The organism is Candidatus Binatia bacterium, assembly GCA_026415395.1.
Taxonomy (GTDB): Bacteria; Desulfobacterota; Binatia; order HRBIN30; family HRBIN30; genus HRBIN30.
Window position 1 is genome coordinate 39,313 of sequence record JAOAHD010000002.1, and the last position, 15,198, is coordinate 54,510.

General features: G+C 64.0%; 14 protein-coding genes. 9 read left to right on the top strand and 5 right to left on the bottom strand.

The genetic code is table 11. The features are described from left to right. The first annotated feature begins 33 nt into the window (after positions 1-33). The gene (locus N3C12_00760) at positions 34-954 is read left to right on the top strand and encodes a hypothetical protein (protein ID MCX8070968.1); all 921 of its coding nucleotides are present in this window, start codon (positions 34-36) and stop codon (positions 952-954) included. Positions 955-1,085: 131 nt separating this feature from the next. Here the strand turns inward: N3C12_00760 and N3C12_00765 are convergent, their stop codons facing one another. Next, on the bottom strand, positions 1,086-2,348 hold the full coding sequence (locus tag N3C12_00765; protein MCX8070969.1) for a CoA transferase: 1,263 nt from the start codon (positions 2,346-2,348) through the stop codon (positions 1,086-1,088). 572 nt (positions 2,349-2,920) lie between these two features. On the opposite strand from N3C12_00765, the gene N3C12_00770 reads away from it, so the two are divergent. The 8 genes from N3C12_00770 to hpnK all read left to right on the top strand — a co-directional run bounded on the left by N3C12_00770 (position 2,921) and on the right by hpnK (position 10,771). After that, the gene (locus N3C12_00770; GenBank protein ID MCX8070970.1) at positions 2,921-3,619 is read left to right on the top strand and encodes an HAD family hydrolase; all 699 of its coding nucleotides are present in this window, start codon (positions 2,921-2,923) and stop codon (positions 3,617-3,619) included. Beyond that, positions 3,604-4,317 (top strand): NTP transferase domain-containing protein, encoded by a 714-nt coding sequence (locus N3C12_00775; protein MCX8070971.1) that lies wholly within the window; start codon positions 3,604-3,606, stop codon positions 4,315-4,317. The genes N3C12_00770 and N3C12_00775 overlap by 16 nt, the downstream gene beginning before the upstream one ends. Next, a complete protein-coding gene (locus N3C12_00780) occupies positions 4,310-5,119 on the top strand; it encodes a hypothetical protein (protein ID MCX8070972.1) in 810 nt (269 codons plus the stop codon). Before N3C12_00775 ends, N3C12_00780 begins: the two co-directional genes overlap by 8 nt. Then, positions 5,116-6,480, top strand: coding sequence for an aspartate aminotransferase family protein (locus N3C12_00785; GenBank protein MCX8070973.1), 1,365 nt, complete (start codon positions 5,116-5,118; stop codon positions 6,478-6,480). The genes N3C12_00780 and N3C12_00785 overlap by 4 nt, the downstream gene beginning before the upstream one ends. Next, entirely contained in the window at positions 6,480-7,499 is a 1,020-nt protein-coding gene (locus N3C12_00790; GenBank protein ID MCX8070974.1) for a Gfo/Idh/MocA family oxidoreductase, read from the top strand. The genes N3C12_00785 and N3C12_00790 overlap by 1 nt, the downstream gene beginning before the upstream one ends. Further along, positions 7,496-8,773, top strand: a complete 1,278-nt coding sequence (locus N3C12_00795) for a CDP-alcohol phosphatidyltransferase family protein (GenBank protein MCX8070975.1) — start codon at positions 7,496-7,498, stop codon at positions 8,771-8,773. Before N3C12_00790 ends, N3C12_00795 begins: the two co-directional genes overlap by 4 nt. A gap of 117 nt (positions 8,774-8,890) precedes the next feature. Beyond that, positions 8,891-9,874 carry a lysylphosphatidylglycerol synthase domain-containing protein gene (locus N3C12_00800; protein ID MCX8070976.1) on the top strand — a complete coding sequence of 328 codons (984 nt, stop codon included), beginning with the start codon at positions 8,891-8,893 and terminating at the stop codon, positions 9,872-9,874. 12 nt (positions 9,875-9,886) lie between these two features. Next, complete coding sequence (hpnK, locus tag N3C12_00805; protein MCX8070977.1) at positions 9,887-10,771, top strand: hopanoid biosynthesis-associated protein HpnK; 885 nt, start codon at positions 9,887-9,889, stop codon at positions 10,769-10,771. On the opposite strand, the gene N3C12_00810 is transcribed toward hpnK, so the two are convergent. From N3C12_00810 to N3C12_00825, 4 genes are all read right to left on the bottom strand, one after another. After that, entirely contained in the window at positions 10,746-11,609 is an 864-nt protein-coding gene (locus tag N3C12_00810; GenBank protein MCX8070978.1) for a hypothetical protein, read from the bottom strand. The two genes, hpnK and N3C12_00810, sit on opposite strands and share 26 nt — an antisense overlap. Positions 11,610-11,689: 80 nt before the next feature. Further along, entirely contained in the window at positions 11,690-13,132 is a 1,443-nt protein-coding gene (hpnJ, locus tag N3C12_00815) for a hopanoid biosynthesis associated radical SAM protein HpnJ (GenBank protein MCX8070979.1), read from the bottom strand. Between the two features lie 332 nt (positions 13,133-13,464). After that, positions 13,465-13,821 carry a hypothetical protein gene (locus tag N3C12_00820; protein MCX8070980.1) on the bottom strand — a complete coding sequence of 119 codons (357 nt, stop codon included), beginning with the start codon at positions 13,819-13,821 and terminating at the stop codon, positions 13,465-13,467. Positions 13,822-14,634: 813 nt separating this feature from the next. Further along, a complete protein-coding gene (locus tag N3C12_00825) occupies positions 14,635-15,192 on the bottom strand; it encodes a DUF2889 domain-containing protein (GenBank protein MCX8070981.1) in 558 nt (185 codons plus the stop codon). Between the last annotated feature and the right edge of the window lie 6 nt (positions 15,193-15,198).

Sequence of the window (15,198 nt, forward strand, 5' to 3'; positions counted from 1 at the left end):
CGAAGTGCGCTCCGCTGGGGAATAGCTGACACCGTGAGGAAGAAAACAAAGACAGCTACGGACACCGTACCCACCGAGCCCAGCAGTGCCCCGGCCGCTCCGGTTCCCGAAACCCCCGAAGCCACGACACCGCGGCGCCGGAGAAAGACGGCAGCCAAAGCCACTGAGCAGCTCGCGCAGAGCGTACAGTCACCACCACAACCGATACCCCGGCGTGCGGTGTTCATTGACGTGGAGAACACCACCGCCGAACCGTCGCTCTTCGAGGTCCTGCGTAGCCTGGAGATCGATCTCCAGCGGCAGAACATCGAGCTTACGGCCGTCGGCAATTGGCGTGCAGTGCCGCCAGGGCTGGCGCGACGCCTCGCAAGCATGGGAGCGAAGTTGATTCACAGCGCTCCGGCCCGCGGCGTGCGTGACTGGAGCGATCTGTGGATCGCTACGGCAGCGGGCTGTTGGCTCGGACAAGCACGGCCAGGAGACGTGCTCGAAGTCATCTCGAACGACCGCGCCTTCGACGCCATCGGCGATCTCGCTGCAGCGCGCGGCGTAACCTTCCGGCGCATCTCCCACAGTCGCCCGGCTGCGGCAACCGCCGTGGCCAAAGAGCATGGGCCAGCGGCGGCCCCGCTGGCAACGGGCCTTCGCAAGCGTCGAAGCGCGGCCGCGAGTGCGCCCAGTAACCCGGCCGCCGAAGCTCCGCACGCCGCTCCGGCTGAGCAAATCATCGCGACGATCGAGCACCTCACGAAAGGCGAGCGCGGGCGATGGGTGAACCTCGACGTGCTCGAGCGAGCACTCAAGGAGCAAGGATTCGTACGGCCGCCCGGGTCGCCGCGATTGGTCACGCGGCTGCGCGCACTGCGGCAGGTGGAGGTCGACGCCCACGGGCGGGTGCGCATCCGCGTGCCCGCGGAAGGCGAAGCGGCCACAGCAACGGCTTCCTCCTCCTAAGCCGCCCCTATCGTACGCGCTCGCCGATCACGCTCGAGCGATTTCAGACCAGGAAGGCGGCCGCCGAGCGGGAGCTCGTCGGGCTGCGGCAAGACACGGCCGCTTGCGCTGAGCGGCGCGCGTTTATACCGTCAACCCAACACACCTTGAGCCCGCAGGTGCGCGATTTGCTCTGCGGGTAAGCCCAGCACCTCGCGCAACACATTCTCCGTGTCGCGCCCCGGCTCCACCGCTGCGGCCTCAGGCACCGGCAGCGGTTCTCCCACCAGGCGCACCGGTGAGGGCATCAGCTCGGTGCCCACGCGCTCCCGGCTCCAGAAGCCGACGCGCGCTTGAAAATGCGGATCGCGCACGATGGACTTCACATCGTTCACCGGCGCGATGGGCGTGTTGACCTTCAGACCGAACTCCACCCATTGCGCGGTGGTCCGGGTGGCGAAAATTTCGGCTAGCTCGCGGCGCAGCTCGAGGTTGCCGCGGGCATGATCCGCGTAGCGTGCACCAGGGTTGGCCTCGTACAACTCGGGTCGGCCAATGCCATAGGTAAAGTTCCGCCAGAACTCCTGCTCCGAGGCCATGAAGAGGATCATGCCGTCCTTGGTGCGGTAAAATTGGTAGCGGACGGCGTCGGTCATGCTGTTGTCGCCAACGGGCCGCCGGGCGCCGCGGCCATCGCCATCGTTCCCGGTGACTTCCGATTCCGGCCGTTCGTAGGCCTTGTTGCCTTCGATTCCGTTCCAATTGAAAGCGGCGGCAGCATCGCTTTGCGCCACCTCGAGCCAAGAGGGTTTTCCGCTCGCGCGCGCCCGTACGAGGGCGGCCAAAATTCCCATCGCCGCATACAATGGCCCGGCGTTGATGCCGACGGTGGTGTAGCTCGGAATCGCTGGAAAACCGTGCGCCTCGGTGGTTGGGCGCACCACACCCGCCCACGCATCGAAGGCAATGCCGTGCGCCGGCAAGTCGCGGTACGGCCCGTTCATGCCGTAGCCAGAAATCGTGCAGAACACGACGCGTGGATTGCGCTCGCACATGCGCTCGAACGTAATGCCGCGCCGAGCCAAGGCCCCGGGCCGCATCGCCTCGATGACGACGTCGGCCCGTTCGACCATCTGGAGGAAGAGGTCCACCGCCGGGGGTTTGCGCAAATCCAACACCACACTGCGCTTGCCGCGGTTCAAGTGCCAGTGCAGGAGGGAAATGCCGTCGATAATCGGGAACGCCATCTTGCGGACGTAGTCCCCACCGGGGGGCTCGATCTTGATCACCTCCGCGCCCAAGTCGGCCAAATGCATACCGACTGCCGCCGGCCCCAACAACGAGCACTCCAGTACGCGCACGCCTGCTAGCAATCCAGCCTTCTCGTCGCTGCGTTCCATGTCGCTGCGCTTCATGAGTCCTTTCTTACCCGCCCACACGCTGAGGCGCGAGTGACGGCTGGTGATGACGTCTGCCGCCAACAAACCATGCGGGCGCGCCGGTGTGCGGATGGCGCAGCGCCAGCGCAGGCATGGAAATAGAGATTGTAGGGGCAGGCCTTGTGCCTGCCCATGGGGGGTGGGGGTGTTGGCCGCGGAGCAGACAGCGGCAGCGTGGTGGCCGGTAACGAAGGCAGCCACAAGGGCTGCGTGTTGGTGCAGGGTGGCAAGACGACCACGCGCGCGGCACCGGTGGCAACACCATCCGCAATCGACGTGGTCCCTATTCGCGATTCGCAGCTCCTCACCACTCGCCACTCGCCGGTAGCCCCCGCCCAACCCCACGGGCGACGCAAGCGTCGCCCGTGGGGTTGGCGCAGGGTAGCAAGATGCAAGGCACGCATTTCCGATTCCCTATTCGCGGTTTGCGATTTCCCACCGCTCGCTGCTCTATTCGCTGTTGTCAATCCGGCGCGCTGCGGTTGGGGGCGAACGTTGTGTGCGAACTTCGTTGCCCGCCACCACGGGTGTCGCTAGCGTGGGGGAGCGTGAGACTTCCGGTGCGCGCGGTAACGTTGGATTTCGGTGGCACGCTCGATGGACCTGACCACTGGCGCGATCGCTTCTGGCGTGTGTATGACGCGGCGGGCTTGCACCCGGAGAAGGAAGACTTCGAGCGAGCTTTTGGTTTCGCCACCCGTGCCGCCTATGCGGAACCGAGGCTGCGCACCGTCGGACTGGTTGGCTTGGTGCGCTTCCACGTCCAGGAGCAGATGCGTGAGCTGGGATGGCCGACGAGCAATGCTGTGGAGGACATTGTGCACCGGTTCGTGCAGGATACGCGCAAAGCTCTGCACCGACACGCGGCATTGGTGCGGCGCTGGAAAGAGCGCGTGCGGTTGGGCGTGATCTCCAACTTTTACGGAAACCTGGCGGCGATTCTCGCGGAGGAAGGATTGGCGTCGTTGTTTCCTGTGGTGATCGACTCGGCTCTGGTGGGTATGCGCAAGCCCGAGCGTGCGATCTTCGAACTGGCGTGCGCGCAGCTGGAATGTGAGCCGGAGGAAGTCTTGCATGTGGGCGATTCGCTCGAACACGATGTGTTGGGTGCGTGCGGTGCTGGGATGTACGCGGCGTGGTTGAATTCTCGAGCTGGGCGAGATGCGGGCTGTTCGTTGCCCGCAACGGCTTTCCCCATCGCGCGCCTCGCTGACCTCGATGAGTGCTTGTCGTGCAAGCCGCAATAATTGCTGCCGGTAACGGCGAGCGCCTGCGCCAAGCAGGCTGGGTGTTGCCGAAGCCGCTGGTGCCGGTGGCGGGTCGGCCGCTCGTCGAGTATGTCTTGCGCGGTCTCGAGCACGCCGGGGTGCGCAGAGTGGTGATGGCACTGAACACGCGGGGTTTCCCTGTCGAGCGCTACTGCCGGCGGCATTGGCCGCGGCTCGATTTTTCCTTCGTGTATCGCGACACGCCAAATTCCATGGAAAGTTTGTTCGCACTCGAGCCGCTGATTGCCGGCGATCCCTTCGTGCTCATGACCGCGGATACGCTCATCGCGCCGTCGCGCCTGGGAGAGTTTTGCACTCGGGTGCGAGAGTTCGGGCCCGAGGCCGTGGTGCTCGGGGTGACCGCGTTCGTGGACGACGAAAAGCCGCTTTGGGTCGAGTCCGATGATACCGCGCGGGTGCAAGCACTGGGGAGTGCGGTGCGGGGCAGGGGTTGGGTGACCGCGGGTGTCTACGCCATGCCGCGAAGCGTGTTTCGCCACGTAGCCGCCGCGCGCGCTGCCGGCGCTGCGGCGCTGCGCGATTTCCTCGCCTTGCTGTTGCAGGCGGGTGTGGAGATGCGCGCGCTGCCTGTGGGTGTGTGTGTGGACGTCGATCGCCCACAAGATTTAGCCGTCGCCGCCCGATTCGTCGCCGAAGAGTACGCGAGCGATGCCTGATTTTTTGTGCGTTTTGCGGGAGCCGGAATACTCGCCGGGCAAAGTCGAAGACGACGCCGCGATCTTGTTAAGTGTGGCCAGCGTGCTGCGCCGCGAGCAGTACGTGGTCGACGTGCTCGATCCCCGCGCACGGCGCTGGCCGGAGTTGCCGCGCCGCACGGTCGTGTTGAATATGGCGCAAGGGGCGGGTGCACTTTCACGCCTGGAAGAGTGGGAGCAGCTCGGGATTCGAGTGATCAATTCCGTTGCTGCGGTGCGCAACTGTTACCGTGCGCGCACTCACGAGCTGTTTCGGCGTAGCGGCGTATCGTCGCCGCTGGCCACTGTGGTCTCCACGGCTGCGGAGGAGTTACCGGCTTGGCTGCACGAAGTCCCGGCCGTTTGGGTCAAGCGTGGCGACGTGCATGCCATGACCGCAGCCGACGTGCAATTTGCCGTAGGTGCGCAGCAGGTGCGCAAAGCGCTTGCACAAATGCGCTCGCGGGGAATCGCCACTGCGGTCGTGCAACAGCACGTGACCGGCCGAACGGTGAAGTTTTACGCAGTGGCCGATCAGTTCTTCCATGTCGTGGGCGAGGCCAACGGCAGCCGTGCGACCTGGGAGCGGCGCCTCACGGCCATAGCGCGTCGTGCAGCGCAGGTTGCCGGCTTGGAAGTATTTGGCGGAGATGGTGTGGTGGATGAAACCGGTACATGTCATTTGATTGACTTGAACGACTGGCCTAGCTACGCACCGTGCCGCCCCGCAGCGGCGCAAGCGATTGCGGCGTACGCGCGCGTAGAAAGGGCAAAGGTCGCGTGAAACCCTCGTCACTGTCGAACGCCTCGTTGGAAGCCGAGCGCTCGGTTCCTGGGTTGCGAAGCCGGGCTTTGTGTGCGGAGGAGCAGCAGTACCTCGCCCCTGGGGTTCAGCGCATCGCCCAGCTCTCGGAGCTTGCGCTGAGTCATGGGGAGGGATGTCGCCTCGTTGACGTCGACGGCAACCGCTATCTCGACTTCTTCGCGGGTGTGGGGGTGGCCAGTTTGGGGCATGGCCATCCGCGGTTTACCCGCCAAGTGGCGGAACAACTCGGGCGGCTCGTGGTTGGCAGCTTCACCAGTCGCGCACGGCTGCGATTGCTCCGCTTGCTCGCGCAGCTCGCTCCGCTGCCGAGGCCGCGCACGCAGTTATACAGCGGCGGGGCAGAGGCGGTGGAGGCCGCCATTCGTTTGGCCAAGGCGTACACAAAGAAGTTCGAGGTGGTGGGTTTTTGGGGCGGCTTTCATGGGAAGACCGGCGGTGTCCTCGGCCTCATTGGCGACACCTGGAAACAGCAGTGGGGCCCACTTCCGGCAGGGACTCACTTGGTCCCGTATGCCGACTGCTATCGCTGCCCGTTCAAACTCGAGTACCCGCGCTGCGGGCTGTTCTGCTTGGAATTTGCGCGGCAGTCCATTCGCACCTCGACCGCCGGTGCCGTGGCAGCGGTTGCCGTTGAGCCCATGCAGGGCACGGCGGGCAATGTCGTTCCGCCGCCCGAGTTTTTGCCGGGGGTGGCGGAGATTGCACGGGAACTCGGGGCGGTGCTGATTTGCGACGAAATGATCACTGGGTTTGGCCGCACCGGAAAAATGTTCGGCTGCCAGCACACGGGCACGGAGCCCGACGTGATCACGGTTGGAAAAGGGTTTGGCAACGGCTTCCCGGTCAGCGGACTGATCGCTCGCGAGGAACTCACGCAGGCGGAGCCATTTTCAAAGCCCAGTGCATCTTCGTCGAGCTACGGCGGCAACCCGTTGGCAGCGAGCGCCGCGCTGGCCACGGTGGAAACGATCGTGGAGGAAAACCTTGTGGACAACGCCGCACGCGTGGGCGGTGTGCTGCTCGAGGCACTGCGCGCTCTCCAAGAGAAGTATGAGTTCATCGGCGACGTGCGCGGTGTGGGGCTCTTGATCGGCCTCGATCTGGTGAAGGACCGGCGCAGTAAAGAACCGCTGCCCGCTGCGGTGACCGAGCAATTGTTCCTTGCTGCACTGCGGCGCGGGTTGCTGCTCATGGGCTACTTCTCGCGCGTGCGCATCAACCCGCCGCTGATTCTGAGCGAGAGCGAAGCTTTGGAGGGAGCGGCGATTCTGGACGAAGCGTGCGCCGAAATCGCTCCACTGGTGCGAGGGCTCGCCTGATGCGGGTGTGGCGCGGGGCGATCGTGGGTTTTGGTGAGGTGGCCCTTCACGGGCACTTACCGGCGTGGCGACGCCAGCGCGATTTCCGTTTAGTCGCTGTTTGTGATGCCAATCCGGAGCGGCGGGCACTGGCGGCGAGCGTGTTGCCCGAGGCGCGGGTGTATTGGACGCTCGACGAATTATTGGAGCAGGAGCGCTTGGACTTCGTCGACATTGCCACTCCCCCGGCGTGCCACGCTGTCCAAGTGGAAGCTGCGGCGCGCGCTGGAGTGCACGTGCTGTGCGAGAAGCCGCTGACGACCTCGGTTGCTGAGTTCGTGCATCTGCAGAAGTGTGTGCGCGCTGCCGGCGTGGTGCTGCACACGGTGCACAACTGGCGGTTTTCCGAAGCCTTTCAGGCGATGCGTGCGGCGATGAGCGAAGAACGCTTGGGGCCGGTGCGCCACATAGCGGTGAAAACAATTCGCCAGGGCTGCGCCCCGGGTGCCGGCGGCCTGTGGCGGCTCGACCACGAGGTTGCCGGTGGGGGGATTTTGGTGGACCATGGCTGGCACACGTTTTACTTGCTTGCGGATCTTGCGGGCGAGGTGCCCGAAGCCGTGTCGGCTGCCGTCGGGCGCCGGCGGTACACCGATGTCGCGGTCGAGGACACGGCTCAGTGCCGCGTGGTGTTCCCCTCGGCGACGGCGGAAATCGAGCTCACGTGGGCGGGTGCAGCGCGGCAAACTTCGTGGGCGGTGCAGGCGGAACATGGCGAGGTTCGTGTGGAGAACGGGCAGCTCAGCGTACGCGGCAAGCGCGGGCTGCGCCGGGCCGAACTCCCCTCCCCCGCGGAGAGCTCGCACCATCCCCATTGGTTCGATGGCGTGATTGCGGAATTTCGAGCTGCGCTGGAGCACCCCGAGCTCGGGCGGGACAACCTTTCTGAAGCGGGCCTGTGCGTGGTGCTGTTGCAACAAGCCTATCGTTCGGCCAAAGCCCAGGGGCGCGAATTCAAGGTGGCGCTACCGAACGTATGAGCGAGCCAAGGGCAGACCGAACGAAGTTGCTCGTGTTGCCGCCACACGCTGCGAGCTTCCTGCGCGTTGCCGGGCTCACGGTGATGGAGCGCGTGCTGCTCGCTGCGCAGCGGGCTGGCTTTGCTGAGATCGTGGTGTGGACACCCGAGCCCTGCCCGCGGTTGGCGACCATCTTGCGTGCGCACTCGCGCTTGCGCGGCGTGCAGCTCACCGCCGAGCCGCCTTTCGGTGACGACCCATGGGTGGTCGTGCGGAGCGATGTGGTCGTGTCGCCGACGGTGTTGCTGCGCATCCGTGCGGAGAGTGGCGGGGGCGCCGTGCGCTGGTGCGTCGACGGGCTAGTTGTGGCGGTGAGCGGCTCGGCCAGGCAGCTATTCCCTGACAGCGGCACCGATGCCGTGGCCGCCTGGGCGGATGCCATGCGACTGGCGGACACCGAGTGCTCATTGAGCACCGAGGTTGCCGTGCCGGTGGCGTCACCGACTTCCGCGCAGCAGGCAGAGCGGGCTTTGTGCCGCCAGATTTGGCGTGCGGCTGCGGCCACCGATGGCGTCCTTGCGCATTGGTTCGATCGTCGCTTGTCGCTGGCCATCAGCCGGCGGTTGGCGCGGTTTCCCTGGCTCAGGCCGAATCACGTGACTGCTGCGGGCACCGCGCTGGGTTTGTGTGCGGCTTGGCTCTTTAGTCACGGGAGTTTCACCGGCGGGGTTGCCGCGGCGGTGTTGTTTTGGCTGGCGTGCGTGCTCGATGGTTGCGATGGCGAACTGGCGCGCCTCACATTCCGGGATTCGGAGTGGGGAAAATTCTTCGACGTCGCCACGGACAACCTGGTGCACGCTGCGATTTTCCTCGGTCTCGGCTTGGGTTTCTTACGTTCCCATCCGCATGCTCCGCACGGGTGGTTGGTGTTGCTGTTGCTCGGTGGTTTCGCGTCGGCAGGGCTGGCGAGCTACGTGTTCCTCAATCGAGCGTGCAGTGCCGCGGTGGCAGGCGCTGCCACTCATTCGTGGCGCGGACGATTGGAGCGCTTTTTGGCTGCGCTGATGAATCGCGATTTCTCTTACCTGTTGTTGCTGCTGGCTCTGGCGGACCGCTTGCACTGGTTTCTTTGGGGTGCGGCTTTCGGTTCGTACGCCGTCGCTGCCGCCGCGCTCGCACTCTCGTTCGAGTCGTTCTGTGGCCCTGGCGCGTCAGGCGCCTTGTCGGAGGAAACGCCGGCGCCTGCCGGGACCGCAGCCGAGGCGCCGATCGCCTCGTGGCCGCAAAGCGAGTAACGGTGCGCATTCGGGAGCGTCCACGTGCGCAGGCAAGGCGAAACGCAGCGGCGGGCAGAGCTGGCCAGTACAGGCCCCGCGGAGTGGGCCTCCCGGCAACGGTAGGACACGACGGTCATGCGGTGGCTCGAGCGCGGTCTCGCATGTTTGGGGGCAGCGTTGTTGGGGGGCTTGGTGTACCGGCTCGGATGGCGAGATTTAGTTGCGAACCTCTCCCTCGTCGGTTGGGGGCTGCTGTTGGTTCTAGCGCAAGAAATTCTCGCTTTTGCGGCGAACACTCTGGGTTGGCGGTGGGCGTTTCGTCGCAACACCAGTGCGCCGCGGTTTACCGAACTCCTGGCGGCGCGCGTGGCTGGCGATGCGTTCAACTACGTGACGCCGACAGCGTCGCTCGGAGGCGAGTTCGTGCGCTTGCAGATGCTCGCAGCCGCGCATGGGCGGGTTCCGCTCGCCGCATCGCTGAGTGTGGCGAAGCTGGCCCAGACGCTTGGCCAAGTTGTCTTCATCCTGGTGGGGTTGGCCGTCGTCGCCGTGTACGTTTCCTTGCCCGAGGCAATTCAGTGGGCAGCGTGGCTCACCTTGGGTGGGTTTGTCGGAGTGTGCGCGGGCCTCGTGTGGTGGCAACGGCGCGGCATGTTTGCTCCTGCTTTGCTTGCGTTGGAGAAGTTCGGCTGGTTGCAGGGGCCGGCTTGGCGCAGCCGGATATTGCGACTGGACGAGGAAATTCGTGCCTTGCATCGCGATGGCTGGCGGTTTGGGCTGTCGGTGCTTGCCTTTGCCGTGGGCTGGGCATTAGGCACGGTGGAGATGTACATCGTGCTTTGGCTGCTCGACGGATCGCCCAGTTGGATGCTGGCGCTGGCCATCGAAGTGTTTTCGGCCACGCTCGATGGCATTCTGTTTTTCGTGCCGGCGAAGTTGGGAACGCAAGAGGGTGGCAAGGTGCTTATCTTTTCTTTGCTGGGGCTCGATCCCGCAAAGGGTTTGGCTGCAGGGGTACTCCGGCGGGTGCGGGAGCTGTTTTGGGCGGCGGTGGGTTTGTCTCTGTGGTGGTGGAAGCAATGGGGCCGCGCCGGCGTGGCGTCAGCCGCAGCCCGCTGACGTAGAGCAGCGATGGGCGAGCCGCATCGGCACCAACGGCAGCGCAGGCTCATTGTGTCGGCCGACGATTTTGGCCTTTCTCCCGGGGTCAATCGCGGCATTGTGCAAGCGCACGAGCAAGGACTACTGACGAACACAAGCTTGATGGTCAACGGTGCTGCGGTTGCCGAGGCCGTCGAGCTTGCCCGCGCCCATCCCCGCCTAGGAGTCGGCCTCCATCTCGTGTTGCTGCAAGGATACTCCACGTTGCCGCCGCAACAAATTCCGGGTTTGGTCGACAGTCGCGGCGAGTTTTCTCGCCAGCCGGTGCGGACCGGTTTACGGTACTTCTTCGTGCGCGCCTTGCACGCGCAGCTGGAACGGGAAATTCGCGCGCAAGTGGAGAAGTTCTTGGCCACCGGGTTGCGGCTCACCCATGTGGATGGGCACCTCAACATCCACATGCACCCCACGGTGCTGCAAATCCTCGTGCGCATCGCCCCCGAATACGGCATTGTGGCGCTGCGATTGCCGCGGGAGCCGCTGGGGGTCACCTTGCGCGCGAGCTGGTGGCAGTGGTGCCGCAAGATCGCCGAAGCTGTGACTTTTCGCGCGCTGACCGCCCATGCGCGTCCGCGTCTGGATGGGGCCGGCCTGCGGTACCCAGATTGGATGTTCGGGTTGCACCAATCCGGGCGCATGACCGAACCGTACTTGGCAGCGATTCTGCGTCGCTTGCCACCGGGGACGACGGAAGTGTACACGCACGCCTCGTTCGTCGATGAAGAGGCCAAACATTGGCGCCCGCGGCACTACGACTGCGAGGGTGAGTTGCGGGCACTCATAAGCCCGCGGCTGCGGGCCTTGATCGAGGCGGCGGGTATCGAGCTGATCAGCTACGCGCAGTTGCGCGACTGAGGTTGGTGTGCCTTTCGGTGGCGGTGGCTAACAAGGCGGTGCCGCCGAGAGCGAGGGCGAAAGCCAGCACTCGCAGGCCTGCTGCGGTGCCGGCACGGGGCAAACCTTCGTGGAATACCAAGATCCCGGCGAGAATCGGCACGATGTCCGAAAGCACGGAGAAAATCGGTACGACAACGACGCCGCGGCCATTTTGCAGGGCCGACTGCATGAGCGCAAACCCGGCGATGTTACTCCCCAGCGTAAGCCACAGTGCGCTGCTTCGCACCGCTTGGTGCAGGGAGGGTGCGGTGGCCAAGAGCTTGGCGAACACTGCCGCCATACCGAGGATCAGGCCAGAGGCGATGCTCCGACCGATAGGCCGCCCGGGGCTGCGGTCGAGGGCGATTGCCAGCAGAGCGAGGCCCGTAGTCGAAAAGAAAAAAGCGACCAAGTCGATTCGTGCTGGAACGAAGGAGGCTTCCTCGTTGAGCGACAAACCGAGGCACACAAGCCCGGCAGTGATGGCCAAGCCCCCCAGCCATTCGCGCACGCCGGCATGCTCGCCCAACGCGAACACGGAGAGCAAGAGGAACAGCACGAGGCCGCCCGTGAGGGCGGTGTGCACGAGCGACAACGGCGCGAACCGGAGCATGGTGAAGTACAACGCGTAGCCCGCAATTTGCAGGCCGAGCCCCGCAAGCCAACGAGGGTCGCGCAAAAACGCCCGCCAGGCTTGCCAGCGAAACCCCGAGCCCAGGGAGGGCAACTCTGCCGCGCGGATCTTCATGACGTAGAGGCCGATGCTGAGGGCGCCGCTGGCGACGGCCGACATGGCAATGGCAAGCTCGAAGGGCATGAGTTGCGTTGCTGTGCTCTGCAGGCGACACGCCGCGAACTAGCCGATCGGGCAGCGGTGCGCGCTCGTACGCACTGGAGTTACGCTGTTGCCGTCGGCTCGCGGCGAGTTGCAAAGAAGGAAAAAAACTCGCGTGCCTCGCGTAAGCGCCGCACCATCACGCGGCGGTCCTTCAGCATGTCGCGCAAGATGCGCAGGATCGGGCGCGGCCGCAAATAAAACGCCTTGTAGAAGTGCTCGAGTGCCTCCTCCATTTGTTCCGAGGAGAGCTCCGGATAGTTCAGCACCGCTTGCTGGATGCCGTGGTCTTCCACCAGGTCGTCTTCCTTGTCGGGAGGTAGCCAACCTTTTTCCTTGGCTTGCCGGTACAATTCCGTGCCTGGATAAGGCGCAGCCAGCGAGACTTGCAAGCTGTACGGGTCGAGCTCCTTGGCGAACTCCAGCGTGCGCGCGATAGTCTCCTCGGTTTCGCCGGGGAGGCCAATAATGAACGTACCGTGAACCAGGATGCCGAGCTTGTGGCAATCGCGCATGAACTCGCGTGCACGATCGATGCGGGTGCCTTTCCGGATGTTGTTCAGGATGTGTTGGTTGCCGGTTTCAAATCCGACGAGCAGGAGCCGCAGGCCGTTGTCCTTGAGGACCTTGAGGGTTTCGTACGGCACATTGGCCTTGGCGTTGCACGACCAAGTGATGCCGAGCTTCCCTAACCCGCGGGCAATTTCTTCGGCGCGTGGGCGATCATCGGTGAACGTGTCGTCGTCGAAGAAGAATTCCCGCACTTGAGGAAAGATCTCCTTGGCGTGAGCCATTTCCGCAATCACGTGCTCGGCGCTGCGCGTACGGTAAACGTGACCAGCGATCGTTTGCGGCCAAAGGCAAAAGGTGCATTTGCTCCGGCAGCCTCGCCCTGTGTACAGCGACACATAAGGGTGCTGCAGGTAGCCAATATAGTAGTTCTCGATCGTGAGGTGCTTCTTGTAGACATCGACCACGAACGGGAACGCATCGAGATCGTGGATCGGGGGGCGCGTGCCGGTGCGTACAATCGAGCCGTCCTCCGCACGATAGGCAACACCGGCAACCTCGCGATACGGCCTGCCTTCGGCAACTTCACGGATGACGTAGTCGAACTCGCCGAGGGTCACGAAGTCCACCGCGGGCGCTTGCTGCAACGTTTGCTCGGGCAACACCATCGTGTGCGCGCCGACGAATGCGACTTCCAACCCTGGATACGCGGCTTTTAAGGCAGCGGCTACTTTGGCATCGGAACGCAGCGACGGAGTGGAAGTGTGGATGACCACCAGATCGTGCCCGGCCGCGCGCGCGATCACGTCTTCGGTGGTGAGGCCGTGAGGCGGAGCATCGATCAAGGTGCTGTCCGGCAACAGCGCTGCGGCTTGTGCGAGCCACGTGGGATACCAGAACGAGCGCACCTCGCGCCGCGCTTGGTAGCGCGAGCCGGCGCCGCCATCGAAGTTATCGAAGGACGGCGGGTTCAAAAACAATGTGCTTTTGGCCACCGGTTCACCCTCTTTCCGTACAGTTGGCCGACACTAACCCACTGGTTCCAGGCATTCAAGGCAACACGGCTCCTCGATGCCTCGTGCAACGCCTCGCGCGGCAGCGAAAGGCGAGTGGCGAGTGGTGAGAAACGGCGAATGGCGAATAGCGAATAGCGAACGGGGACCACGGCGATTGGCGATGGTGTTGCTACCGGTGCCGCGCGCGTGGTCGTCTTGGCACGCAGCACCAACGCGATCGTAGGGGCTCGGCATGCCGTGCCACTACGAGGCTTGCTGTGGTGGGTAAGAGAGGTTGGACCAGCATGCTCGATCGGGTCTGAGGTCGGCGTTTACGGCGCCGCCTTTGGTGCCGTGGACTTCGCCAAATCCCCCTCGACTCGAATGCACTGCTGGCTGATCACGGGTGTGATGTAGATGTCGGCGGACAAAGACGCGTTAACCAGAATATCCCCATCGCCGCCGTCCTGCATCGCGCGGTCGATCGCTTCCTCGATATTCGGACGCAAGCTTCCTAGCGGAATGGACAAGAAGAGTAGGTAGGCGCAATCCTTCCCCCGCACACGCGGCTGTACGATGGTGAACGAGGTCCCAAGGTTCTTAGTGCTGGCGAGCGCGAAATCGCCCACTCGTTGGTAGCAGCCGAATGCAAGAAGCGATAGCAATGAGACGCAAAGCACACGCTTCATGGGTTGCCTCCTTCTACCTGTACGGCATCACCCTGTACGCGTACACACTCTACGTTGAAGACGTAGGTAAATAGGGTTTCGCGATAGACCCTGACACTCGACATCGCGTTTGCGTCAGGTGTCGCGGCCAATGCTCAATCTATCGCTTCTTGAATATTCGGCTCGATGCTACCGATGGGCACGAACAACAAGGCATGGACGCAGTGGGTTCCTGAGACTTTCCTGGCAACCGGGCGAACATTTACGGCAACGTTGCGCGACGTAATCGCTGTGAAATCGCCGATCCGGGTCCAGCAGCCGCCGGTGACGAGGAGCACCGCAGATAAGCCTACCAACGAAACCGGCCGAAGCGAAAGCTTGTTTCAAGATACGCTCACGCACGACATGGGGCGCCCTTGTCAGAGCCAGGCGTTAATGTCAACGGCGCGGAGACGCTGGGCAGCTCTGATTACTACGTGAGTGACCAGGCTCGGAGAGCGCCGGAAGGGTCCGCGCCGACAGCGCGCGGGAACTGGTTTGTAATGGGCAATGGCGGTTCGGGTGGGTGACGTTGGTAGGGGCGACGCATGCGTTGCCCCTACGGTGCTACAGCGCGGCAGGGTACTGGGTGGTGCGGGGGCGCCCCCGCACCCTGTTTTCCTCTCCCCCTCACGGGGGAGAGGGATGATCTCTTGCTGGGCTCTGCACGTTTGCCGCACGTGTTGTCGCCGCGCGATGTTGTCACACCCTCACCCCCCGCTGGGGGAGAGGGTGCGGCGTTAGCCGCGGGTGAGGGGGATAACCCGCACGTTCGTGCAGCCGCGCGTATGGAATTCATTCCCCCACTTTGCGCACTGGCATGAGTTGGCGGCGCAGGCGCAGAGGTTGTGCCTGGCGGATGAGCTCGCGGTTCGCCTCGTTGTACGAGAAGCAGGTATTCCGCATCCCCGGCACGTGATCCATCACGAAAGCATGGCGCCGTGGCGGGTCGTCTTCGCGCTCCCGCACTTCTGCGGGAATGTTCTGGAACAAGCGCACGAAGTGCAATTGGTACGCAGCCTGGGCGATTTCCACCACCAACTCGGAGATGCGATGGCAACCGGTCGGTCCACCGACCACCTTTCGTGCCTCCACGGTAAACCCGCGCTGCACGCGCATGCCCACAAGCCCCTCGATGTTGCGGTGGGTTAGATTGCACACATTGGTGAAGGGGCCACTGCGAACCTCAGCGCGTGCGGCCACGATCTCGAGGGAGGGATGGACCACTTCGACTTCGGCGTGCACGTCGTGCACTTCATCTTGTAAAAAGGCTTCGATCAAGAAGCGATCGCCGCCGAGCGGGTAAATGTTCACTTCCTTGGTGCGGTGATAGATGGCACTGACTTCCGGCATAGAAGA

Bases quoted from the DNA above. Each gene is read 5' to 3' on its own strand.
- N3C12_00790 (MCX8070974.1), top strand. From the start codon at position 6,480: ATGCGGGTGTGGCGCGGGGCGATCGTGGGTTTTGGTGAGGTGGCCCTT.
- N3C12_00795 (MCX8070975.1), top strand. From the start codon at position 7,496: ATGAGCGAGCCAAGGGCAGACCGAACGAAGTTGCTCGTGTTGCCGCCA.
- N3C12_00780 (MCX8070972.1), top strand. From the start codon at position 4,310: ATGCCTGATTTTTTGTGCGTTTTGCGGGAGCCGGAATACTCGCCGGGC.
- N3C12_00825 (MCX8070981.1), bottom strand. From the start codon at position 15,192: ATGCCGGAAGTCAGTGCCATCTATCACCGCACCAAGGAAGTGAACATT.
- N3C12_00820 (MCX8070980.1), bottom strand. From the start codon at position 13,821: ATGAAGCGTGTGCTTTGCGTCTCATTGCTATCGCTTCTTGCATTCGGC.
- hpnK (MCX8070977.1), top strand. From the start codon at position 9,887: ATGGGCGAGCCGCATCGGCACCAACGGCAGCGCAGGCTCATTGTGTCG.
- N3C12_00800 (MCX8070976.1), top strand. From the start codon at position 8,891: ATGCGGTGGCTCGAGCGCGGTCTCGCATGTTTGGGGGCAGCGTTGTTG.
- N3C12_00765 (MCX8070969.1), bottom strand. From the start codon at position 2,348: ATGAAGCGCAGCGACATGGAACGCAGCGACGAGAAGGCTGGATTGCTA.
- N3C12_00810 (MCX8070978.1), bottom strand. From the start codon at position 11,609: ATGCCCTTCGAGCTTGCCATTGCCATGTCGGCCGTCGCCAGCGGCGCC.